This window comes from Vibrio sp. KUL70, assembly GCF_059725515.1.
Window position 1 is genome coordinate 2,821,698 of sequence record NZ_AP045834.1, and the last position, 23,081, is coordinate 2,844,778.

General features: G+C 47.0%; 21 protein-coding genes. 13 read left to right on the forward strand and 8 right to left on the reverse strand.

Annotated features, from left to right (window positions below; all coding sequences use genetic code 11):
- The first annotated feature begins 114 nt into the window (after positions 1–114).
- Positions 115–2,751: a phosphoenolpyruvate carboxylase gene (gene ppc / locus AC6I7V_RS12710; protein ID WP_498010983.1), complete on the forward strand. Its 2,637-nt coding sequence runs from the start codon at positions 115–117 to the stop codon at positions 2,749–2,751.
- 359 nt (positions 2,752–3,110) lie between these two features.
- The gene (locus AC6I7V_RS12715) at positions 3,111–3,650 is read left to right on the forward strand and encodes a PadR family transcriptional regulator (protein ID WP_032549984.1); all 540 of its coding nucleotides are present in this window, start codon (positions 3,111–3,113) and stop codon (positions 3,648–3,650) included.
- A 90-nt stretch (positions 3,651–3,740) separates the two neighbouring features.
- Here AC6I7V_RS12715 and metF read toward each other — a convergent pair whose 3' ends face one another.
- The 3 genes from metF to AC6I7V_RS12730 all read right to left on the reverse strand — a co-directional run bounded on the left by metF (position 3,741) and on the right by AC6I7V_RS12730 (position 8,507).
- Complete coding sequence (gene metF / locus AC6I7V_RS12720; RefSeq protein WP_261882191.1) at positions 3,741–4,634, reverse strand: methylenetetrahydrofolate reductase; 894 nt, start codon at positions 4,632–4,634, stop codon at positions 3,741–3,743.
- 277 nt (positions 4,635–4,911) lie between these two features.
- Positions 4,912–7,323 (reverse strand): bifunctional aspartate kinase/homoserine dehydrogenase II, encoded by a 2,412-nt coding sequence (locus tag AC6I7V_RS12725; RefSeq protein ID WP_255229738.1) that lies wholly within the window; start codon positions 7,321–7,323, stop codon positions 4,912–4,914.
- Positions 7,323–8,507 (reverse strand): O-succinylhomoserine (thiol)-lyase, encoded by a 1,185-nt coding sequence (locus tag AC6I7V_RS12730; RefSeq protein WP_498010984.1) that lies wholly within the window; start codon positions 8,505–8,507, stop codon positions 7,323–7,325. The genes AC6I7V_RS12725 and AC6I7V_RS12730 overlap by 1 nt, the downstream gene beginning before the upstream one ends.
- 209 nt (positions 8,508–8,716) lie before the next feature.
- On the opposite strand from AC6I7V_RS12730, the gene metJ reads away from it, so the two are divergent.
- Positions 8,717–9,037, forward strand: a complete 321-nt coding sequence (gene metJ, locus AC6I7V_RS12735; protein WP_004415993.1) for a met regulon transcriptional regulator MetJ — start codon at positions 8,717–8,719, stop codon at positions 9,035–9,037.
- A 166-nt stretch (positions 9,038–9,203) separates the two neighbouring features.
- Here metJ and AC6I7V_RS12740 read toward each other — a convergent pair whose 3' ends face one another.
- On the reverse strand, positions 9,204–10,490 hold the full coding sequence (locus AC6I7V_RS12740; RefSeq protein WP_255229735.1) for a malic enzyme-like NAD(P)-binding protein: 1,287 nt from the start codon (positions 10,488–10,490) through the stop codon (positions 9,204–9,206).
- A 207-nt stretch (positions 10,491–10,697) separates the two neighbouring features.
- On the reverse strand, positions 10,698–10,916 hold the full coding sequence (gene rpmE, locus AC6I7V_RS12745) for a 50S ribosomal protein L31 (protein WP_255229734.1): 219 nt from the start codon (positions 10,914–10,916) through the stop codon (positions 10,698–10,700).
- 323 nt (positions 10,917–11,239) lie between these two features.
- On the opposite strand from rpmE, the gene priA reads away from it, so the two are divergent.
- The 7 genes from priA (at position 11,240) to rraA (ending at position 19,114) form a co-directional block, all read left to right on the forward strand.
- Positions 11,240–13,441: a primosomal protein N' gene (gene priA / locus AC6I7V_RS12750; RefSeq protein ID WP_498010985.1), complete on the forward strand. Its 2,202-nt coding sequence runs from the start codon at positions 11,240–11,242 to the stop codon at positions 13,439–13,441.
- A gap of 234 nt (positions 13,442–13,675) precedes the next feature.
- Positions 13,676–14,680, forward strand: a complete 1,005-nt coding sequence (gene cytR, locus AC6I7V_RS12755) for a DNA-binding transcriptional regulator CytR (protein WP_261882196.1) — start codon at positions 13,676–13,678, stop codon at positions 14,678–14,680.
- Between the two features lie 121 nt (positions 14,681–14,801).
- Entirely contained in the window at positions 14,802–15,335 is a 534-nt protein-coding gene (locus tag AC6I7V_RS12760; protein ID WP_261883171.1) for an SPOR domain-containing protein, read from the forward strand.
- Between the two features lie 175 nt (positions 15,336–15,510).
- Complete coding sequence (gene hslV, locus AC6I7V_RS12765; protein ID WP_032549976.1) at positions 15,511–16,059, forward strand: ATP-dependent protease subunit HslV; 549 nt, start codon at positions 15,511–15,513, stop codon at positions 16,057–16,059.
- Between the two features lie 51 nt (positions 16,060–16,110).
- Positions 16,111–17,445: an ATP-dependent protease ATPase subunit HslU gene (hslU, locus tag AC6I7V_RS12770; protein ID WP_255229731.1), complete on the forward strand. Its 1,335-nt coding sequence runs from the start codon at positions 16,111–16,113 to the stop codon at positions 17,443–17,445.
- Between the two features lie 159 nt (positions 17,446–17,604).
- Positions 17,605–18,522, forward strand: a complete 918-nt coding sequence (locus tag AC6I7V_RS12775) for a 1,4-dihydroxy-2-naphthoate polyprenyltransferase (RefSeq protein ID WP_498010986.1) — start codon at positions 17,605–17,607, stop codon at positions 18,520–18,522.
- Positions 18,523–18,595: 73 nt separating this feature from the next.
- Positions 18,596–19,114 (forward strand): ribonuclease E activity regulator RraA, encoded by a 519-nt coding sequence (rraA, locus tag AC6I7V_RS12780; protein ID WP_255229729.1) that lies wholly within the window; start codon positions 18,596–18,598, stop codon positions 19,112–19,114.
- Positions 19,115–19,184: 70 nt separating this feature from the next.
- On the opposite strand, the gene zapB is transcribed toward rraA, so the two are convergent.
- Positions 19,185–19,427, reverse strand: coding sequence for a cell division protein ZapB (gene zapB / locus AC6I7V_RS12785; protein ID WP_255229728.1), 243 nt, complete (start codon positions 19,425–19,427; stop codon positions 19,185–19,187).
- Positions 19,428–19,751: 324 nt separating this feature from the next.
- Here zapB and glpX point away from each other — a divergent pair, with 324 nt between their 5' ends.
- The 3 genes from glpX (at position 19,752) to AC6I7V_RS12800 (ending at position 21,976) form a co-directional block, all read left to right on the forward strand.
- Positions 19,752–20,759, forward strand: a complete 1,008-nt coding sequence (gene glpX / locus AC6I7V_RS12790) for a class II fructose-bisphosphatase (protein ID WP_498010987.1) — start codon at positions 19,752–19,754, stop codon at positions 20,757–20,759.
- Positions 20,760–20,906: 147 nt separating this feature from the next.
- Positions 20,907–21,524: a helix-turn-helix transcriptional regulator gene (locus AC6I7V_RS12795; protein WP_255229726.1), complete on the forward strand. Its 618-nt coding sequence runs from the start codon at positions 20,907–20,909 to the stop codon at positions 21,522–21,524.
- A gap of 116 nt (positions 21,525–21,640) precedes the next feature.
- A complete protein-coding gene (locus tag AC6I7V_RS12800) occupies positions 21,641–21,976 on the forward strand; it encodes a DUF3135 domain-containing protein (RefSeq protein WP_498010988.1) in 336 nt (111 codons plus the stop codon).
- Between the two features lie 83 nt (positions 21,977–22,059).
- On the opposite strand, the gene AC6I7V_RS12805 is transcribed toward AC6I7V_RS12800, so the two are convergent.
- Both AC6I7V_RS12805 and AC6I7V_RS12810 read right to left on the reverse strand, forming a co-directional pair.
- Positions 22,060–22,482, reverse strand: coding sequence for a DUF805 domain-containing protein (locus AC6I7V_RS12805; RefSeq protein WP_498010989.1), 423 nt, complete (start codon positions 22,480–22,482; stop codon positions 22,060–22,062).
- Positions 22,483–22,530: 48 nt separating this feature from the next.
- Positions 22,531–22,878, reverse strand: a complete 348-nt coding sequence (locus tag AC6I7V_RS12810; RefSeq protein WP_255229722.1) for a 5-carboxymethyl-2-hydroxymuconate Delta-isomerase — start codon at positions 22,876–22,878, stop codon at positions 22,531–22,533.
- Between the last annotated feature and the right edge of the window lie 203 nt (positions 22,879–23,081).

The following is a 23,081-nucleotide window of genomic DNA, read 5'->3' on the forward strand; positions in this document are numbered from 1 at the left end:
TTTATATAACCAATAATTGCAAACTTAGGATGCTTTATTTGACTAGATACAGCAGTTTTCGCTAGATTGTGTATCTAACAAGGAACAATGGATGTAATTTTTTTACGAGGCAGGATGACAATGAACGAGAAATACGCCGCTCTCAAGAGTAACGTGAGCATGCTAGGACGCTTGCTAGGTAACACTATTCAAGACGCGCATGGCGACGTAATCCTAGAGAAAGTGGAAACTATCCGTAAACTTTCCAAGTCAGCTCGAGCAGGCAACCAAGCTGACCGCGACAGCCTAGTTGAAGAGATCAAAAATTTACCGAACGAGCAACTCACCCCTGTCGCTCGTGCTTTCAACCAATTTCTAAACCTCACCAACATGGCGGAGCAATACCACACCATTTCTCGCCACTGTGAAGAACACGTGTGTGAACCAGACGTACTTCAATCTCTGTTCTCTAAGCTAAACCAAAATGACATCAGCAAACTCGATGCTGCTCAAGCCGTTCGCGACCTAAATATCGAGTTAGTACTGACCGCTCACCCAACTGAAATCACTCGTCGCACCATGATCAACAAGCTGGTTAAGATCAACGAGTGTCTATCAAAGCTTGAGCTGAGCGATCTATCAAACAAAGAGCGCGTGAAAACTGAACGTCGTCTAGAGCAACTGATCGCTCAAGGCTGGCACTCAGACGTGATTCGCCAACAACGCCCAACTCCGCTTGATGAAGCGAAATGGGGCTTTGCCGTCGTTGAAAATTCACTATGGGAAGCCGTACCAGATTTCCTACGTGAAATGGATGGTCGCCTAAAAAGTTTCCTTGGTGAAGGCCTACCTATCGATGCTCGCCCGGTTCACTTCTCATCTTGGATGGGCGGTGACCGCGACGGTAACCCGTTTGTCACACACTCAGTCACTAAAGAAGTGCTGCGCCTATCTCGCTGGAAAGCCGCTGATCTTTACCTAGGTGACATCAACGAGCTGATCACTGAACTGTCGATGACGAAGTGCAACGACACAGTACGCGAATTGGCTGGTGACGAGCACGAAGCCTACCGCGCGATCCTGAAGAGCTTACGTACGCTACTTACGGATACGCTTGAAGTACTGGACGCGAAACTGCACGACGCCGAAGTACCGAAGAAAACCACGCTACAGAATATCGACCAACTGTGGACACCGCTTTACGCATGTTACCAATCGCTGCATGAGTGTGGCATGGGCGTCATCGCAGACGGTTCACTCTTGGATACACTACGTCGTATCAAAGCCTTTGGTGTACACCTAGTTCGTCTTGATATCCGCCAAGAGAGCACACGTCACTCAGACGTTCTTTCTGAGCTCACTCGCTACCTAGGTATCGGTGACTACGACCAATGGAGCGAGCAAGACAAGATTGCTTTCCTAACCAACGAGCTAAGCTCTAAGCGCCCACTACTTCCGCGTGATTGGGAGCCATCTGAGCCCGTTAAAGAAGTTTTAGATACCTGTAAGGTCATTGCTGCACAACCTCGTGAAGCCTTTGGTGCTTACGTTATCTCAATGGCTCGCACGGCGTCAGACGTACTTGCGGTTCACCTACTACTTCAAGAATCAGGCTGTCCGTACCGCATGGATGTATGTCCATTGTTCGAAACGCTAGACGACTTGAACAACTCTGAAGCGGTAATGAAGCAGCTAATGAGCATCGACCTATATCGTGGCTTTATCCAGAACCACCAAATGGTCATGATCGGTTACTCGGACTCAGCAAAAGATGCTGGCGTGATGTCTGCAGGTTGGGCGCAATACGATGCAATGGATAAGCTTGTCAAAGCGTGTGAAGAGGAAGGCATTGAGCTAACTCTATTCCACGGTCGTGGCGGTACAGTGGGTCGTGGTGGCGCGCCTGCACACGCAGCACTACTTTCTCAACCACCAAAGAGCTTGAAAGGCGGCTTACGTGTTACTGAGCAAGGCGAGATGATCCGCTTTAAGCTTGGCTTACCAGATGTCGCAGTGAACAGCTTCAACCTATACGCAAGCGCGATCTTAGAAGCGAACCTGCTTCCACCACCAGAGCCAAAACAAGAGTGGCGCGATCTGATGGAAGTACTCTCACAAGTTTCTTGTGAAGCCTACCGCAAAGTGGTTCGTGGCGAAGAGAAATTCGTTCCTTACTTCCGCCAGGCAACCCCTGAGCTAGAGCTTGGTAAACTGCCTCTAGGCTCTCGTCCAGCGAAGCGTAATCCAAACGGTGGCGTAGAGAGTTTACGTGCTATTCCTTGGATTTTCTCTTGGAGCCAAAACCGCCTCGTACTACCTGCGTGGTTGGGTGCCGGAGAAGCGATTCAATACTCGGTCGATCAAGGCCATCAAGCCCTACTTGAGGAGATGTGTCGCGAGTGGCCATTCTTCTCGACTCGCCTGGGTATGCTTGAGATGGTTTACTCGAAGTGTAATATAGAGATCGCTAAGTACTACGACCAACGTTTAGTAGACGAAGAGCTATTGCCATTAGGTGAGAAACTTCGCGAACAGCTACAAAAAGATATTAAAACCGTGCTAAATGTAGAGAACAACGAAAACCTAATGCAGAGCGACCCTTGGGGCCAAGAGTCTATCCGCTTACGTAACATCTACGTTGAGCCATTGAACATGCTTCAAGCTGAGCTACTATACCGTACTCGTCAGAGTGAAACGCCACCAGCAGAGCTAGAAGAAGCGCTTATGGTGACCATAGCTGGCATTGCAGCTGGCATGCGCAATACCGGTTAGGCAGGATAATATTCTAAAATAAGCACAAAAGGTCGCCCTTGGCGACCTTTTTATTTCACCCAAGAAACACTATTGAGTCTTTTATCAGTTTTTTGGGTTATTTTGTCCATGTATTCTACTTTATGCTTATTATTTAGATATACTACTTCCCCGCTGCGAAAACACTCCAATCAAAATATTTCGCAGCACTGGACTAGGCAATCTAGTCCGACTAGGTGATAAACGGCTTTATAAGGTGACACAACCAACAACAAAGAGTGTTGGTGCAACTTAAACATAACCCAATATATCGTGCCGCAAGAAGCACACTTGATGTTTAAGTTTTTGTTTACTGTTTATTGACCATTTGGATTGAAGACATGTCATTACCACACGTAATTCTAACCGTTTTAAGTACACGCGATGCTACTGGTTACGATATCACTAAAGAATTCTCAGCAAGCATTGGATACTTCTGGAAAGCTAGCCACCAACAAGTTTACCGCGAGCTCAACAAAATGGCTCAAAACGAGCAAGTAACTTGCGTACTCGAGCCTCAAGAAGGCAAGCCTGACCGTAAAGTTTACTCAATCACAGACGCCGGCCGTCGTGCTCTTGGAGAATGGTTCGAACAACCAACAGCACACCCAACTGTACGTGATGAGTTCTCAGCAAAACTGATGGCTTGTGCTGTACAACCCTCAGCTGCATACCAAGTACAACTTTCTGAATTAGTTGAAGAGTCACGCAAGCTGGTTTCTCATTACAAAGAGATCGAAGCGGCTTACTACGCAACGCCATCAACACTAGATAAGCAAGCGCGTCTAGAGCGACTCACACTGCGTCGCAACCTGCTGATTCGTGAAGCGTGGATCATGTGGGCTGAAGAAGTTCTACTAGAGCTTGAAACGCTAGCATAAGTCCGACCCTGGTGATGTCACCAGAGGCTAGATAAGTAAAAGGCTTGAATACTGAGTATTCAAGCCTTTTTTGTATCAGCTAAGCAGGGTTTAAGCAACTTGAGGGCGTACACCTAGAGTGTGGCAAAGTGCGTAAGTCATCTCAGCACGGTTCAGTGTATAGAAGTGGAAATCTTTGACACCTTCACGGCTTAGCGTTCTCACCATATCAATCGCTTGACTCGCACCTACCAGTTGACGCGTTGTTGGGTCATCGTCTAAGCCTTCAAACTGTTTTGCCATCCAACCCGGTACTTTGACATTATTCATCGCCGCAAAGCGAGACGCTTGTTTAAAATTAGATACCGGTAGAATACCCGGCACAATTTCAGCCTCAATACCAGCAGCAACACAACGGTCACGAAAACGTAGGTAGCTCTCTACATCAAAAAAGAACTGAGTAATGGCACGGTTGGCGCCAGCGTCTACTTTGCGTTTTAGGTTGAGTAGATCAGCTTGTGCGCTCTTCGCTTCTGGGTGTACTTCAGGGAAAGCAGCCACTGAGATATCGAAGTCATGGCGAGCTTTAAGCAGTTTAACAAGATCTGACGCATACATCTCTGGCGCACCGCCACCTGGAGGAATATCGCCACGCAGTGCAACGATACTTTGAATTCCATTCGCCCAGTAATCGTCAGCGATCTGAATCAACTCTTCACGGCTCGCATCAATACACGTTAGGTGTGGTGCTGCAACAAGGCCAGTCTGATCTTTGATCTCTTTGATGATTGAGTGAGTACGATCTCGCTCACCAGAGTTCGCACCATAAGTTACCGATACAAACTTAGGTTGTAGTGTTTTCAGACGGTGTACAGAGTTCCACAGTGTCTCTTCCATCTTCTCATTACTTGGCGGAAAAAACTCAAATGACACATTAATGTTGTCAGAAAGCTCAGCAATGTTCTGATTCAAAGCGTCTATGTGACTTGCGTGTGTATATCCCATCTTACTCTCCCTGTGGCCAACTCAACCACCAAAATCTCAAACCTTCAAACCGACGTTTAGACGTCTATATGTCCACAGAATGTATTGAATACGATTTAATGTCAACAGATCCATTATGAATTATTCTCAAGTTGATCGTGAGTAATCTTCAAGTCGATAAGTGGGTCGCAAACCAATAATAACGTACAAAAAAGGCTGAAAAACACATTGTGCTTTCAGCCTTATTTATCTTAGTGAATAGTATGCTATTTACGCTTTCAAACCATCGATCTGAGTTTTAGAACAAGCTCGACATTCTGTTCAAATCGGACTGAATCGCACCGGCCGTTACCTCACGTCCAGCGCCAGGACCACGAATCACCAATGGATTATCTTTGTACCATTTACTCTCAATCGCAAAGATGTTGTCACATGGTAGCAAGTTTGCAAGGGCGTGCTCTTTCGATAGCGCTTCAACCCCCACCGTTGCCTTACCGTTCTTCTCAAGGCGTGCAACATAACGCAGTACTTTGTGCTGAGACTGAGCCTTCTCTAAACGCTCAGCCAACTCTTCACTTAATATCGATGCTTTATCAAAGAAGTCATCGAGAGAGAGGTCCTGTAGCTCTTGAGGGACGAGAGATTCCACTTTGACGTTCTCAGGTTCAATATCCAAACCTGATTCACGCGCCAGAATAACCAACTTACGCATCACATCTGAACCATCAAGATCTGAGCGAGGATCGGGTTCTGTTAAACCTTGTTGCCACGCTAAGTCCACCAACTCACTGAATGGTACTGAGCCATCAAATTGTTGGAACAGCCAAGATAGAGTGCCTGAGAAGATGCCTGACAGGGCAATGATGTCATCACCACTCTCACGCAAGTCGCGCACTGTATGGTTAATTGGTAAGCCAGCTCCCACGGTCGCGTTGTACAACCAATGGCGACTGATCTTAGCGAACGCATCTTGTACCTTATGGTAATACTCACTCGATGCAGAACCTGCGACTTTGTTAGCCGAGATTAGGTGAATGCCTTGTTGAGCGATATCCAAATACTTGTCAGCTAACACTTTGCTCGCCGTCACATCCAGTACCACAACTTCATCGTAACCTTGGATTGAACCTAACTTGGTTAACCACTCACCATCCTTATACTCTACCGCCTCGTCATTAAAGCGATCCACAACTGTGCGAGCATCGATACCTTGTTCGTCATACCAATAAGTTTGACTGCCTACCACCGCAACCAACTCAAAGTTCATGCCACGGCGCTTTTCTAACTCACTCTTTTGCTCAGCAAACAGTGATAGCCAGCTTGAGCCGATGTTACCTTTGCCACACAAAGCAATCGCAACACGCTTCTGAGCTTGGAACAGCTGAGAGTGAATGCCTTTCACTAAGGTTTCCGTTTCCGACTTACGAATGACAGCCACTAAGCTCAAACGAGATTGAGATTCTGAGATAAACTCAACCGGTACGCTCTTAAGTTGTTGGTAGAAACCGTAACAGTGGTTCGGGTTCTTAGTGACACCAGCACCTACCGCAGCAACCAGTGAGTAACCCTCTCTGAGTTTGATTTCCGCTTCAATCGCGTGGTCTTGAAGATATTCAAGCGCTCCACCCGCGATCTCTTCAGTATAAGCAAGACGCAGACAATGTTTATCCGCTTGCAGCTCGTAAGCTAGTGGCTCAAGCTGAGCACGCTTAAGTCCCTCAAGCACCTCACTCTCAAGGCGCTCAAAGTCATGGCCGTGACCAAAGGTAAGCTGAATCAGTAGTACATCGTCCAGAGAGGTGATGATCTTAGCGCCGCGACCCGATGCTAAGACGCGCTCAATCTGTGTTGAACCCGATTCCGGCTGGTAGCTACAACGTAGGCTAAGATCCATTGCGCTCTGAGCAACAGGCTGCAGGGTTCGGCTGTGTAGCACTGGCGCTGCCAAACGTGCTAGCTCGCTTGCTTCATCAAGACGTAGCAAGGGCAGCAAACAAGCATCAGAGACCAATCTCGGGTCAGCACTATACACACCGGCCACATCACTCCAAATCGTCACGCGATCGACTTCCGCTAGTGCACCAATCACCGTCGCTGAGTAATCCGAACCATTACGACCTAAAAGCACCGTTTCACCCGCGCTGTTTTGCGCCATAAAGCCGGTAATCACGACACGGCAATGAGCGTGTTGCGCAAGAGACTCTTTAATCAATGCGTATGAACGAGCGCGATCCACCTCTGGCTGAGCACCCGCTTCGGCACGCAGAAAATCTCGTGCATCTTGCGCTACAGCTTGGAGATCACTCTGACATAAAAGCGCCGCTAGTAAGCGAGACGACCACACTTCACCATGACCTAGCACAGCCGCTTTTTGTGCCTCATTTAATGGCGCGGTTAATTCACCTAAAGCCGTAAACTCTCGTTGTAGAGTTGTGGTTAACTGCTCTGCTACTTCGCCCTCTAATAGTTCTGAAACCAACTCGAGTTGGAACTGACGCAGAGATTGCAGACACTCATGAGCCAAACGTCCATCTTTATCCAGCGCCTCTAAAAATTCGATCAATCGGTTCGTGGTTTTGCCTGCCGCAGACACCACTACCAAGTCTGTTTCGCTAGAGTACTCTTTGAGAATACTGACTACACGCTGATAGCACTCAGGGTTTGCCAAGCTGCTACCACCAAATTTATGCAATTGGCGAAAGTTAGCCATTACTTGTTCTCCCCGTTATCGATGAACTGCTGCGCTTTAGCAAAGGCTTGTTCAAGATCCGCAATCAAGTCTTCTGCATCTTCAAGGCCGACTGAGAGTCTCAGAAGCTGATGAGAAACACCCGCTTCCGCTAAAGCTTCTTCGCCCATTGCGCGGTGTGTCATTGAAGCGGGGTGACAGATCAAGCTCTCAACACCACCCAAAGACTCTGCCAATGAAAACAGCTCTAGCTCACCAACAAAGAGCTTAAGTGCCTCGAAAGAACCAGCAAATTCAAAGCTCAGCATAGACCCAAAACCGGACTGCTGCTTCTTAGCAATCTCATGACCTGGATGCTCAGGCAGGCTGGGGTGATAAATGGTATCAACCAAAGGTTGTTTCTGTAGCGCCGTTAGAATCTCACGAGAGCTCTCTTCATGCACACGCATACGCGCACCTAGTGTGCGAATACCACGTAGCGTCATGTAGCTGTCAAATGGTGTCCCCGTAGCACCAATGCAGTTCCCCCACCAAGCCAGCTCTTCAGCATGCTCTTCGGTCTTAGTAATCACTACGCCGCCGATCACATCTGAGTGTCCATTGATGTATTTAGTCGTTGAGTGGATAACGAAGTCAGCACCCAGCTCTAGAGGCTTTTGGAACACAGGAGTCAAGAAGGTATTATCCACCGCCACCTGAGCTCCCACCTCTTTCGCCTTACGGCAGGTTTCTGCAATGTCGACGACACGCACCAGTGGGTTTGATGGCGTTTCCAACAAGATCAATTTAGGCTTGAGTGCGATCGCTGCGTCGAATGCGGATTGATCCGATTGATCGACAAACAGCACCTTAAAGTCACCCTTTTGTGAGCGAGTATTGAAAAGTCGGTAAGTACCACCGTAGCAGTCGTGTGGTGCCACGATCAGATCATCACTACCAAGGAAAGCGGAAACCCAAAGGTTCAATGCAGAAGTACCACAGTTGGTCACAACTGCCCCCTTACCCGACTCCAATTCAAACAGGGCAGTCTCCAATAAGCCACGGTTTGGATTGCCTGAGCGAGTGTAATCATACTTAGGCACTTCACCAAAAGCGGGAAAACCGTAGTTAGTCGACAGATAAATAGGTGGAACAACGGCATGATGTTGAGTGTCTGACTCGATACCAGTACGTACGGCGATGGTTGCTGGTTTCCGGCTGCTCATAGGTGTTTCCTTACAGGTTTTGGCGTCTGAGAATCACAGCAGCTTGTCGGGGTTTGGCGGCTGTGTTAGATATATGTTATTCACTTTACTTTCATAAGAATGAGACGTCAACACTTCTAGACGTCTATATGTCTTTGCTTATGGCGGTAAATCCCGCTAAAATCCCCCCTATTAAATTAATCTAACAACTAAAGTGATGAAGGTACGCAATGGCCGACTGGAATGGTGAATACATAAGCCCATATGCTGAGCATGGAAAGAAAAGCGAACAAGTAAAGAAAATTACAGTTTCTATCCCTCTAAAGGTACTGAAAGTTCTAACTGACGAGCGTACCCGCCGCCAGATTAACAACCTGCGCCATGCAACAAACAGTGAGCTACTGTGTGAAGCCTTTCTGCATGCATATACTGGTCAGCCTCTACCAACAGATGAAGACCTACGTAAAGACCGCCCAGACGATATCCCAGCCGAAGTGAAAAAGCTGATGACAGAGATGGGTATCGAGTTCGAAGCGTTTGACGAAGAATAATCATAACTCAGTCACTACCTTCAACATTTGATTCGCTTCAGCTAAGCCATACCGATTGGTATTATTCATCTAACGTGAATTTCAGGCATAAAAAAACCGACTCCAGATGAGTCGGTTTTTTATTATTCTCTTCGCTCTACTAAACGACGATTACGCCATCCAGTCTCTATGCCATATAGTTTGCTGGCATCTCGATACGAGCCACACCTGAATCAACCGCCGCCTGAGCCACAGCTTTTGCCACGCGAGGCAATAGACGTGGGTCCATTGGCTTAGGAATAATGTAGCCTTTACCAAACTCAAGCGCTTCAGCACCTGCTGCTTTTAGTACATCTGCAGGTACTTCTTCTTTCGCGAGCTCACGAATCGCTTCCACTGCCGCTAGCTTCATTGCATCGTTGATTTCGCTTGCACGAACATCAAGAGCACCACGGAAGATGAATGGGAAACACAGAACGTTGTTGACTTGGTTCGGGTAATCACTACGGCCAGTACCCATGATAAGGTCGCTACGAACTTCGTGAGCAAGCTCAGGCTTGATTTCTGGATCTGGGTTAGAACACGCGAATACGATCGGCTTGTCAGCCATTAGCTTCAATGATTCTGCTGGTAGAAGGTTAGGACCTGATACACCTAGGAATAGGTCTGCACCTTCAATCACATCTTCTAGAGTACGCTTGTCAGTGTTGTTCGCGAACAGTTGCTTGTATTCGTTCAGATCGTCACGACGAGTGTGAATCACACCTTTGCGGTCTAGCATGTAGATCTTCTCACGCTGCGCGCCACACTTGATCAGCAGTTCCATACATGCAACTGCCGCTGCACCTGCACCCAAACAAACAATCTTACACTCTTCCAGCTTCTTACCTTGAAGCTCAATCGCATTCAACATACCCGCAGCTGTTACGATCGCAGTACCGTGCTGGTCATCGTGGAATACAGGAACATCACAACGCTCGATTAGACGGCGTTCAATTTCAAAACAGTCTGGTGCTTTGATGTCTTCTAGGTTGATGCCACCGAATGTATCGGCAATATTCGCTACTGTATCTACGAACTCATCGATTGTGCGGTGTTTTACTTCAATATCGATAGAATCTAAACCTGCAAAACGCTTAAACAGGAGCGCTTTACCTTCCATTACTGGTTTAGAAGCAATAGGACCTAGGTTACCTAGGCCAAGAATCGCCGTACCGTTAGAGATAACTGCAACCATGTTGCCTTTACCTGTGTACTTGTAAACGTTATCCACGTTCTGTGCGATTTCACGAACTGGCTCAGCCACACCTGGGCTGTAAGCAAGGGCCAGATCTTCTGCAGAATTTGCAGATTTTGTCAGTTCAACGGCAATTTTACCAGGAATTGGGAACTCATGATAATCAAGAGCTTGCTGACGGAATTGTTCTTGAGGTGATAGTTCTTCAGATTGAGGTTGGAGAGTGTCATCAGACATGGGTGTAGGTTTCCTAGAGTATTATTATTGGGGGAATCCGTTTTATATTAATGGATGTACTTCAAAGTTCCTAGGTGGTAAAGCCCCCTGTCTCACTAAAAAACGAGAATTCACTACTAATAAGACCAGTGCCCAGTTGAAATTACTAAATGCCAGATAACAAAAAAGGACACCGAAGTGTCCTTTTTCATGTCTACCAAGCGAGAATTACTTCTTGCTAGATAGAGCACCGAAACGCTTGTTGAAGCGATCTACACGGCCGCCTGTATCAACGATACGTTGCTTACCAGTGTAGAATGGGTGACATTTGTCACATACGTCTAGGTGGATAGACTCTTTACCTAGAGTAGAGTTGAATTCAAATGTGTTGCCGCAAGAGCAAGTAGCTGCTACAGCTTTGTATTCTGGGTGGATTCCAGCTTTCATGGGATAACCTCAAGTAGGCCGTGTCGCTATACGATTCTAAGCCGCACACCACACGTAGTTTAAAAAGAAATAAAGACACCGCACCTCACGAAAACGTGATGAAGCCATACCTTTAAGGCGCAGTATAGTAATGAATCTGTTAGGTAGGATCAACCAGTTTGGATGATTTTTTCGCCACTATTGCAGGATTTCTTCTTACTATTGCCTTTTTATGCTTTGCGTAGCGCCATCACCGACTTTAGCAAACAAACTGCTTCTCGAATTTAGTGCCCTTATCCTTTAGACTGGTTGCCCTGCACTCTCCAGAATTAACAAGCGAATTTATGCGTCCAACAATTGCCCGAGTGGCTCTGCCAGTCCCTTTAGATAAACAGTTTGACTACAAAATCCCAGGTCATTTGTTTCCTATTATTGGTGGACGCGTCTCGGTCCCGTTTGGTCGTCAAACTCTGACTGGTATTGTCACGGCTCTGGTCAATGAGTCTGAGTTTGAATTTGACAAACTTAAGTCGATTAAGGCTCTACTCGACAATCAACCTGTATGGCCTGACTCGGTCTATTCCTTGTTAGTATGGTGCAGCCAGTTCTATCAGTATCCATTAGGTGAAACCTTTGCTAACGCCCTGCCAAGCGCATTGCGTAAAGGTAAACCCGCAGACTTCGCGACACTGGTCGAGTGGCAAATCACACCACAAGGTAAAGATCAGTTGATGCAAGGCTTTGGACGCGCAGTCAAACAAGCCAAAGTCATGCACTTGCTTGAAAATGGCCCTGTTCCACATCAAGAGTTTATTGACCAAGAGATCTCAAGCTCGGTACTCAAAACCCTGGAAGAGAAAGGCTGGATAGAGTCTCGCGAGAAAAAGCCGACCCGTTATGCATGGCCAAGCGATCTTGAAAACGACCAAGACAAACCAAAGCTTAATGAAGAGCAGGCGATCGCGATTGCGACGGTGAATAGCCAAACCGAGTTCGGTTGTTTCCTATTAGAAGGTGTTACTGGTTCGGGCAAAACCGAAGTTTACTTAAATATGATTAAACCGGTGCTAGAACAAGGCAAACAAGCCCTGGTTCTGGTTCCAGAAATCGGCCTGACCCCGCAAACCATCAACCGCTTTAAAAAACGCTTTAACGTACCTATTGAAGTGGTGCACTCGGGGTTAAATGACTCTGAACGCCTAAACGCATGGCTATCTGCTCGAGATAAGATTGCGGGCATTGTGATTGGCACTCGTTCGGCTCTATTTACGCCGTTTGCTGACCTCGGCATCATTATTGTCGACGAAGAGCATGACGCGTCATATAAGCAACAAGACAGCCTGCGTTACCATGCGCGTGATGTTGCTATCATGCGCGCTCACAAAGCACAGATTCCCATTGTGCTTGGCTCTGCAACGCCTGCATTTGAAACTCTACACAATGCACAAATTGGTAAGTATGGCCATCTAACGCTGAGCTCACGTGCAGGTGCAGCCGTTCCGACCACCAACAAGGTGCTCGATGTTAAGGGGGAGTATCTTGAGAGTGGCCTTTCAGCGCCTTTGATTGCTGAGATGCAAAGACATCTCAAATCCGGCAACCAGGTGATGCTGTTCTTAAATCGTCGCGGCTTCTCTCCAGCATTGATGTGTCATGACTGTGGCTGGACGGCAGAGTGTAAACGCTGTGACGCCTACTACACCTATCATCAATACAGTAATGAGATGCGCTGTCACCACTGTGGCTCTCAGCAACATATTATTCATCATTGCCAAGGGTGTGGCTCAGCCAATCTGGTTACCGTAGGTGTCGGCACCGAGCAGCTCGAAACACAACTTGGTCAACTGTTCCCTGAATACAAAACCATACGTATTGACCGTGATAGCACCCGTCGCAAGGGCAGCCTAGAGAGTGCCTTAGAGTCGATTCGCCGCGGAGAGTACCAGATTCTGATCGGCACTCAGATGCTTGCCAAGGGGCACCACTTTCCCGATGTCACTCTAGTCGCGCTGCTCGACGTCGATGGTTCGCTTTATAGCAGTGACTTTCGGGCCTCAGAACGCCTAGCTCAACTGTTCATTCAAGTCGCAGGCCGTGCTGGACGAGCAAGTAAGCCTGGTGAAGTGATTCTGCAGACTCACCACCCAGAACATGGGTTGCTGCAGGCGTTGCTACATAAAGATTACAACCACTTTGCTCAGACTGCTCTCGCCGAGCGTAAACAGGCGATGCTGCCGCCCTATACTTTTATGACGCTATTTCGTGCGGAAGCCAATGACCCACATCTTGTTGAAGAGTTCTTAAGGCAGGTGCGTCACACCTTAGAATCGCACCCACTGTTTGATCAGTTCTGTATGGTGCTTGGTCCTACTCCAGCGCCACTGGCTAAACGTGCAGGAAAATCACGTTGGCAGTTGATTTTGCAAACCCAAACTCGCTCACTTATGCAGAAATTACTCATGAGTGCAAAACCTGCGATAAATATGTTGCCACTCGCAAAAAAGGTACGTTGGTCGCTCGACATCGAGCCACAAGATCTCAGTTAAACCATACTCGCTTAAAATTACTGATAAGTTTATTCACGGAAATTTCATATTTATCGTGATCAGATTCACACTAGTCATGTGATTTTTGTTAATCTAGCCGTAACTTTGTATTGGCTAAACACATAAAATATTGCAATAAAAAAAGTGTTAGCAACACTTTCATAATATCAATCAATTATATAATTATTCACGCCTTAGTCAGAGGCAATAAAGGAATTAGAGAGGGTTTATTTTATGGCGACAATGAAGGATGTTGCCCAGTTGGCAGGTGTATCAACAGCGACAGTATCGCGAGCGCTGATGAACCCTGAAAAAGTATCGGTGACGACTCGAAAGCGAGTTGAAACAGCGGTACTCGAAGCTGGATACTCACCCAACACTTTAGCTAGAAACTTACGTCGCAACGAATCTAAAACCATCATCACCATCGTTCCTGATATCTGTGATCCCTACTTCGCTGAAATCATTCGCGGTATTGAAGACGCTGCCGTTGAAAACGACTACTTGGTGCTTCTAGGTGATAGCGGACAACAGAAAAAGCGGGAGAGCTCGTTCGTAAACTTGGTCTTCACCAAGCAAGCTGACGGTATGCTACTGCTCGGAACTGACCACCCATTTGACGTCAGCAAGGCAGAGCAGAAAAACCTGCCACCAATGGTTATGGCGTGTGAATTCGCTCCAGAGCTTGAGCTACCAACGGTACATATCGATAACCTGACCTCGGCATTTGAAGCGGTGAACTACCTAGCTCAGTTGGGTCATAAGCGTATTGCTCAGATCTCAGGCCCGACATCAGCAACTCTCTGTCAATTCCGCCAACAAGGCTACCAGCAAGCACTGCGCCGCGCAGGGGTTACCATGAACCCAGCCTACAGCACGGTCGGTGACTTTACCTTTGAAGCGGGTGCACAAGCCGTTCGCCAACTGCTTGCACTGCCAGAGCAACCAACCGCTATTTTCTGTCACAATGACGCGATGGCAATCGGGGCGATTCAAGAAGCGAAGAAACTAGGTCTGCGCGTTCCGCACGATCTATCGATTGTCGGCTTCGATGATATTCAATTCGCCCAATACTGCGATCCACCGTTGACGACGATTTCTCAGCCTCGCTACGAGATTGGGCGTCAGGCCATGCTAATGATGCTTGATATGCTCAAAGGCAATGATGTTCAAGCCGGTTCTCGTCTGCTTGAAGCGAAACTGGTCGTTCGTGGGAGTACGGCACCACCGCGCATGTAATCCATGAAAATAGACTCATAAATCTGCGGCACATTTTGATGTGCCGCTTCCATTTCTGCACTATTATCCTCGCGCATTCTGGATTACCATGAGTGCAGAATCACTAACATTTGAAAGACTTGTGGCTAATAGAGATTATGTAAAGCGCGGCCGTGGAAATAAACGCACGGCTAAAAAACCTGCCCCTCGCCGAAAACCTTGGCGTAGCGGTCTTTTGGCGATCTTACTGGCTGGTGGCTTTGGCTACGGCTTGTATCTGTTAAGCAATGATCCTGAGCCGCCACCGCCAACTGTGGTGACTAAACCCAAGCCAAAACCTAAGCCAGCGAAGGTTATCCCACCACCACCCGAGGAGAAGTGGGATTACGTAGAAACCTTGCCTAGCCGAGAGGTAGAAGTCAAAGCCAAAGAGCAGCAGATTTCTAAGATACCATACATCATGCAGTGTGGTGCGTACAAAACCTCAGCTCAAGCTGAAGCGCGTAAGCTCGACATTGCTTTCCAAGGCATATCAAGTGATATCCGCAAGAAAGAAGGCAGCAGTTGGTATCGTGTGGTACTTGGTCCTTACAAACTGAAACGTGACGCTGAGCGTGATCGCCACAAATTACAAAGAGCCAAAATCGAGCCGTGTGCGATTTGGAAAGATCAATAAATCACACAATGAAAACCTCCACTTTTGGAGGTTTTCTGGTTTTTTAGCCAGCACCTCTTTCTACTGCCCTACCTGCATAAATTGCCCTGCATCCACCAAGGCAACTTGAATTCTTAGTAGGCCATCCTCATATTGTTTTTATACCCAAAGATAAAAAGATAAAGAGGCCCTACTCGTGACTACCATTGTATCTGTACGTCGTAATAATAAAGTCGTCATCGCGGGTGATGGACAAGTATCTCTAGGCAACACTGTAATGAAGGGCAATGCCCGTAAAGTACGTCGCCTATACAATAATAAAGTACTGGCAGGTTTCGCTGGCGGTACAGCAGATGCTTTCACGCTATTCGAAAAATTTGAAAGCAAGCTGCAAATGCACCAAGGCCACCTAACCAAAGCTGCCGTTGAGCTGGCGAAGGATTGGCGTAGTGATCGCGCTCTGCGCAAGCTAGAAGCCCTATTGGCTGTTGCCGATGAAACCGCATCTCTGATCATCACTGGTAACGGTGACGTAGTACAGCCAGAGCATGACCTAATCGCGATTGGCTCAGGCGGCAACTTTGCACAGGCAGCGGCGACAGCCCTACTAGAAAATACTGATTTAGATGCTCGTGAAATCGCAGAGAAGGCGCTAACTATTGCAGGCGACATCTGTGTGTTCACCAACCATCACCACACTGTTGAAGAACTAGAAAGCACCGTTGAGCTACCGAAACCGGAATAAGACTCAAACCAATATTGCACCCAACAGTGATTCAAGAATTAAGGAATAGACATGTCTGAAATGACCCCTCGTGAAATTGTTCATGAACTGAACCGCCACATCATTGGCCAAGAAAACGCGAAGCGCTCTGTAGCTATCGCCCTTCGTAACCGCTGGCGTCGTATGCAGCTAGAAGAGAGCCTGCGTGTTGAGGTTTCTCCTAAGAACATTCTGATGATCGGTCCAACCGGTGTGGGTAAAACGGAAATTGCTCGCCGCCTAGCGAAACTTGCAAACGCACCTTTCATCAAGGTCGAGGCAACGAAATTCACTGAAGTCGGCTACGTGGGTAAAGAAGTAGAGACCATTATCCGTGACCTAACCGACGTTGCGATCAAGATGACTCACCAACAAGCGATGGAAAAAGTAAAGTTCCGCGCTGAAGAGCAAGCTGAAGAGCGTATCCTTGATGCCCTTCTTCCACCAGCTCGCGATGCTTGGGGTCAAAACGAACAAGCAGAGGAAGGCTCGTCAAACACCCGTCAGATTTTCCGCAAAAAGCTGCGTGAAGGTAAGCTAGACGACAAAGAGATCGAAATCGATGTTGCAGCGCCACAGATGGGCGTTGAAATCATGGCACCTCCAGGCATGGAAGAGATGACAAACCAGCTACAAGGCATGTTCCAAAACCTTGCTGGTGATACCAAGAAGAAACGTAAACTGAAAATCAAAGACGCGTTCAAGGCTTTGACTGAAGAAGAAGCGGCAAAACTGGTTAACCAAGAAGAGCTGAAAGAGAACGCAATCTTCAACGTTGAAAACAACGGTATCGTATTTATCGATGAGATCGACAAGATCTGTAAGCGTGGTGATAGCTCAGGTCCAGACGTATCTCGTGAAGGTGTTCAGCGAGACCTACTACCACTTATTGAAGGTAGCACGGTATCGACTAAGCACGGCATGGTGAAAACAGACCATATCCTGTTTGTTACTTCGGGTGCATTCCAAGTGGCTAAGCCATCGGATCTGATCCCTGAGCTACAAGGTCGTCTACCAATCCGTGTTGAACTTGAAGCGCTATCAAGCCACGACTTCAAGCGCATCCTGACTGAGCCAAAAGCGTCTCTAACTGAGCAGTACATCGCTCTAATGAAGACAGAAGAGGTAGATGTAGAGTTCACCGAAGATGGCATCACTCAGATCGCAGAAGCGGCATGGCAAGTCAACGAAACGACTGAAAACATCGGTGCACGTCGTCTACACACGGTAATGGAACGTCTAATGGATGAGATTTCATTCGAAGCGACCGACAAGGCCGGTAGCAAGTTAGTGATTGATGCTGGTTACGTGAAGTCTAAACTAGGCGAATTCGTTGAAGACGAAGACCTAAGCCGCTTCATTCTGTAGCACAAAAATATCCAACTTGTTGCTCTAACGCAAAGAAACAGCAAGCTATTAACCGATTTCAAGGCCCACTCTCGAGTGGGCTTTTTATTACCTAAAAAATGAGCGTATACTCGAAATACGGTATGACACAGTGTCCTTACAACGACAAATAGACCTACGATGAAACAATCTCTACTGATTTGGCTTGATGCCGCACGACCAAAAACTCTGCCTCTCGCACTCGTCTCTATTCTTACAGGAAGTAGTTTAGCGTTCGCTAGCGATCAGTTTTCTCTCTCCATTGCTTTGTTGGCTTTTCTCACCGCGACCTTGCTGCAGATCCTTTCCAACCTCGCCAATGACTATGGCGACGCGGTAAAAGGCACCGACAATGATAAACGTCTAGGCCCAATGCGGGCGATGCAGTCGGGTGCTGTTTCAGCCGCAACAATGAAGCAAGCCATCATCCTAAACATTGTGTTTACCATGATTGCTGGGCTTATCTTAATTTTCCACGCCCTATCCTCTATTGAGAGTATTCTCTCTTTCATCGGTTTGGGTGTGCTGGCGATTGCAGCCGCGATTGCATACACCGTCGGTAACAAGCCTTATGGTTATATCGGTTTAGGCGACCTATCGGTATTCATCTTCTTTGGTCTGCTTGGTGTATCCGGGACTTACTTCCTACACACTGGACACATCGAACCAAGCTTATTCTTACCCGCTTTGGGCTGTGGCTTGATGGCGGTAGCCGTACTTAACATCAACAACATGCGTGACATCGAAAACGACAGTGAGTGTGGTAAACGCACCATGGCGGTTCGACTAGGACAGCGCAGAGCGAAGCAGTATCACTTTGTGCTGCTGAGCGTGGCAGTGATTGCTTTCGCATGCTACCTGCTTATTCAAGATAAACCTGTCTGGATTAGCCTGCCATTTTCACTGAGTATCATCACCGTTTATAAACACGGTAAGGCCGTTTGGGATACGGAAAAACCCGCGCAAATCGCACCTATGATGCCTGTTATCGTGAAATGCTCTCTGGTGACTAACTTATTGTTTGCTAGTGTTGTTGTAGCTCAAACTCTATTGACATAATTCAGACTAATCATTGCAAAGGGATCGAGCACCGATATACTCAAAGTAAGCTCATTGTTCAAAAGGTACGCGAATGGAATACAACACTTCAGCACTGTGCGACATCTATCTAGACCAAGTGGATGTCGTAGAGCCGATGTTCAGCAACTTTGGTGGAAGAGCCTCCTTTGCTGGACAGATCACTACACTCAAATGTTTCGAGGACAACGCGCTGATCCGTTCCGTTCTAGAGCAAGACGGCTTAGGTCGTGTTTTACTGATTGATGGTGGTGGCTCGCTACGTAAAGCGCTGATTGATGCCGAGTTAGCACTGTTAGCCGAAGACAATGAGTGGGAAGGTATTGTTGTGTATGGCTGCGTACGTGAAGTCGACGAACTAGAAGATATGAACCTGGGTATCCACGCGCTCGCCTCCATCCCGGTTGGCGCTGTGCAAGATGGCGTTGGTGAAGTTGATGTTCCCGTGAATTTTGGCAGCGTTAGCTTTCTACCTGAAGATTACCTCTATGCCGACAACACCGGCATCATTCTCTCGCCAGAGCCACTCGATGTAGAGTTCGAGCTTGATGATGAAGATGATGACAATCAATAGTTGATACAAAAATGCCCGCTAACCGAGTAGCGGGCATTTTTTCTTCAACGTTTATCGCAACAAAAGTGGATTACTCAACTTCGTCCATCTTGCCTAGTAGGCTGCGAATGCGGTCTTGCCATGCTGCATGTTCTTGCTGCATTTGCTGAGTTTTTTGCTCTAGCTCTTCACGGCTTGCTTTTAGCTCACCAGCTTCTGCCGCTAGCTGCTGCTTCTCTTCTTTTAGCTCTTCTACTTCCATTTGCAGAAGTGCAATAGTATCAACTGCTGTTTGAATTTTTGCTTCTAGTTGCTCTAGTACTTCAAAAGACATTCTGGCCTACCTTTAAGTTATCCATTTGATGTTGAAGGTTCACTCCACTTATTGCCCCATTCTACTCAGCAGAGCACGGATAAACACTCTATATCTTCGATATTTTGCGCCATTCGATGAAAAAAACATCGCTTTTTACCGAATATTGACGTTAATTGTGTCAGCACGATTACTTAACTGATTATTTCGGTGAATATTTTAAAATTTCTGCTCGACTTTGATCGTAAACAAAGTCACAAAAGCAAAAAAGCAAACGTTTCCTTTGAACTATGGTAAAATCCGCCGCGAAATTTCTATTCCCCCTTTGAAAATTTTGGAGTCCGCATGAAACGCGATTTAGCAATGGCATTTTCTCGTGTCACTGAAGGTGCAGCACTAGCAGGTTATAAATGGCTTGGCCGTGGTGATAAAAACGCTGCCGATGGTGCCGCAGTAGAAGTCATGCGTAGCCTACTCAACAAAACCGAAATCAGCGGTGAGATCGTGATCGGTGAAGGCGAAATCGATGATGCTCCGATGCTATACATAGGCGAAAATGTCGGTGTTGGTGGTGATGCTGTTGATATCGCCGTCGATCCAATCGAAGGGACGCGCATGACGGCGATGGGCCAGTCAAACGCACTGGCTGTACTAGCAGCAGGTGAAAAAGGCAGCTTCCTCAAAGCGCCTGATATGTACATGGAAAAACTGGTTGTTGGCCCTGGTGCTAAAGGCGCTATCGACCTAGAAAAGCCACTAAAAGAGAACCTAGAGAACATTGCTAAAGCACTGGGTAAATCTTTAGATACGCTTGTAGTAACCACGCTAGCGAAACCTCGTCACGATCAAGTGATCGCAGAGATGCAAGCGATGGGCGTACGCGTATTTGCTGTACCAGATGGTGACGTAGCCGCTTCTATCCTAACTTGTATGCCAGACAGCGAAGTAGACGTGATGTACTGCATCGGTGGCGCACCAGAAGGTGTGGTATCAGCAGCAGTAATTCGTGCGCTAGATGGCGACATGCACGGTCGTTTGCTGCCACGTCATGAAGTGAAAGGCGACAACGAAGAGAACCGTAAGCACGGTGAACTGGAACTTGAGCGTTGTGCTGAAATGGGCGTAACTGCAGGTGTAGTTCTAAAAATGGAAGACATGGCGCGCAGTGACAACGTTGTATTCTCGGCAACAGGCATCACTAAAGGTGATCTGCTAGAGGGCATCACGCGTCAAGGCAACATCGCAGCCACAGAGACTCTACTGATTCGTGGCCGCTGCCGTACCATTCGTCGTATCAAGTCGATTCACTACCTTGAGCGTAAAGACCCAGAAGTGATCGATCACATTCTTTAATAACGATCATCACCCCATTCTGTTTAAGGCTAGCATTTCGATGCTGGCCTTTTCTTTTTGTAGCGATGTTACAGGTTGGCTATAGTAAATGGTTTGCTTTATAAATACCTTGCCTCATAATAGTAAGGTTCATGAGGTAGGGATAGTATGAAAACAAGCGACAGAATTTTACACACCATTAAGCGCCACGGGGCCGTTACTGCTAAGCAGCTCGCACAAGAGTTTGGCATGACGACTATGGGTGCAAGGCAGCACCTCCAAAGCCTAGAAGATGATGGTATTCTGGCATTTCATGACGTGAAAGTGAAAGTTGGCCGCCCAACGCGTCACTGGTCTCTAACCCAGCAGGGGCACAATCAGTTTTCTGACCGCCACGGTGAATTGACTATTCAAGTTATCGATGCGGTTGAGAATCTGTTTGGAAAAGAGGGCCTCGCTAAAGTCGCTGCAGAGCGAGAGCAATCGACTCTAAAGCAGTACCAACAAGCCTTGGTTAACTGCGATGACCTTCTTAGCAAGCTTCAAACCCTCACTCAGCTGCGTGAAGATGAAGGCTACATGGCAGAGCTGCACGATGAAGGTGATCACTACGTCTTGATTGAGAACCACTGCCCTATCTGTAAAGCCGCAACGCGCTGTCCAAGCTTATGCCAATCTGAGTTAAACGTGTTTACAGAGCTACTCAAAAATGACTGCAATATCAGTCGTTCCGAGCACATTATTGCGGGTGAGCGTCGCTGTACATATACGGTGATTCCGTTTTAGTGCTGTAGACAGCCACTGTCTCAAATTTGAGAAGAACACAAACTGAACAAAAAACAACCAAATTCTTTCTTAAGCTTAAAGTATCTCACTCACGATGCATTACTAAGGAAAGAAAGATGGGACATCCTCAACCCAATCTCAAACTGCCCCGTTTCGATGAATTGGTTGAACTTGCTCAGAGAGATCCGAATGCGTTCAACCAACTTAAACAAGAAATGTGTGAACAGATGATCTGCTCCGCCTCTCACATTATGCAAGACAGACTGCGCGCCCAACAAAGCCACATTGACTTAGTGGTCAGCCGCTGTAAAAACCCGCACCAAGCCAACGTTGTGCTAATGCGAGAGCTACGTTGTCAAGTCTGCAAATTTCAGGAAGCACTGCAGGGTAATAGCTCGAACTCAGAACCACCACAAGCGACCATCATTGCATTTAAACCAAGGAACACCTAACCCTTAGGGAAGCGATACAAAAAAGGAGGCGACATACCTCCTTTTTCTTTCAAAACATTCTTAGCACAGTGCTTGTTTGCACCTTACTCCGGCTCATCACCGTACTCATTACGACCTTCTGTGCCCTTCAAAAAGCCACACTCAACCAGAATCCACAGGCCACACACCAATGCGGCAACCGTCGCCACCATGTGAACAGGTGAAACGGTTTCAGCGGTTGGTGTCGCCATTGGCGATGCTAGACGCCCTAAAACTAAAGGCACATTCAGTAGCAGCCACATATTTGATTTATTACGGTCATGCCAGCGCTTTGCCGTCACTGCCAAATCAGGAATCACCAACATCAATAAGAAAATTGGCAATAAGATGTATGAGTATGCAGGGAACAACACAGAGATACCGGAGGCAAAGCCCGTAATCGCAACGTAGTAAAATACGTTCCAAATCCAGTAGGTTTTACGGCTGATTCTTCCTTGGAAGGAAAACAGTAACGCTTTCATCGACATCTTAAACACACTCTAATTTGGGATGCGGCCAAAATGGGCTGCAAAAATTTAATTAATCACTTTTTGAAAACTGTTGATGTCCATATCGCGAATGTTCACTGTCAAACTTCTTACATGGCTTGCTTGTTCTTGCAATACCACCATTAGTGCTCGTGACAGCTCCCTTTTCTGCTCATCTGTGCGACCAGAAAGTAACTCAAAACTGATATGAATAAAGTCCACACTGTCGTCTTCTTCCCCCACTAGCCAATTATGGCAACGCAGAGAACGAGATTTGACAGAGGATGCATCAAACAATCCACAGTGTAATGCAACTTGATGGAGATCTTCTAGCAAACCTTGTACATTCACTCGCTCATCCACCGAGTTTGAGTACTCAAGAACTAAATTTGGCATGGTTACTTCCTATTCTTCACGCAATCGTTTGTCCTTTAATATCAAGTAACCGTGAAAAATCCGAGAAGTTCACTATTATTCTGTCTGTTAGATCACTGATATCTGTTTATTATCTACTCTGACCAATCGATAAGATCCCATAAAGACATGACCACAATCATGATCTAACGCGTTTTATCTGTTATATTCTTACGAAGATTTTT